1 protein-coding gene is annotated in these 352 nt (G+C 58.0%); it reads left to right on the top strand.

What is annotated here, in order from left to right; all coding sequences use genetic code 11:
- Positions 1-352, top strand: a 352-nt coding sequence (locus EZM41_RS00695; RefSeq protein ID WP_198468411.1) for an ATP-binding cassette domain-containing protein, incomplete at both ends; no start/stop codon positions are given.

Genomic DNA, 352 nt, shown 5'->3' with positions numbered 1-352 from the left:
CCGTCGAGCCGGGAGAGAAGGTCGCCATAGTTGGTCCCACCGGGGCGGGGAAGTCGACTATAGCGGACCTGATCCTCCGCTTCTACGATGTCCAAAAGGGGCGCATCCTCATAGACGGGCACGAGGTCACCAAGCCCATTGCGGTAGATGGGGCAGAAGTGGGAGACGCAATTGCCGTTAGGGTGCGCCGAGTGAGAGTGCTTTCTTTGGCTACCACATCCGGGACCGATCTGCCCCAAGAGGGGAGCGCTCTCGAAAAAGCCGCAAGTCTGTTGGACGATGGCTTGGAAACTTGGAAGGGGCACATGAAAACCCTATGCGGTATAAAAGAGGCGCTCCTTCAAAAGCTCGA

This window comes from Acetomicrobium sp. S15 = DSM 107314 (assembly GCF_016125955.1).
Classification (GTDB): Bacteria; Synergistota; Synergistia; order Synergistales; family Thermosynergistaceae; genus Thermosynergistes; species Thermosynergistes pyruvativorans.
The sequence above is the reverse complement of the archived record's forward strand: the minus strand, read 5'-3'. Positions and strand labels throughout refer to the sequence as shown.